This is a genomic window from Salicola sp. AFF1 (assembly GCF_056783195.1).
In genome coordinates this window covers 1-274 of sequence record NZ_JBXAYL010000162.1, presented here as the reverse complement: position 1 = coordinate 274, position 274 = coordinate 1, and the positions used below count along the sequence as shown (strand labels likewise).

The following is a 274-nucleotide window of genomic DNA, read 5'->3' as shown; positions in this document are numbered from 1 at the left end:
GTAAGTGCAAACGGTACTTTACAAAGCCCAACAGGAAGAAGATTTGGATTTAACATCAACGTATCATTCTAAAATTCTAAAAAAATAATTATGAAAAATAATTTTAAGAATATATTAATCGGGTTTGTAGCTATTACTGCCCTGTTAATTAGTAGTTGCCAAAAAGGCGATTTACTTAGTAATCCGAATGTGGTTGCAGAAAGTGCTACAGTACCGGCATCTTTACTTTTAAATCATATTACTGCTAATTTAATGAAAGAAGAGGAGCCAATTA

Annotated in this window: 1 protein-coding gene; it reads left to right on the top strand. The window is 31.4% G+C overall.

The genetic code is table 11. The features are described from left to right. Window positions 1–90 precede the first annotated feature (90 nt). Window positions 91–274: hypothetical protein (locus AC1RQI_RS17180; protein ID WP_481905827.1), on the top strand; the 184-nt coding region annotated here is incomplete at its 3' end.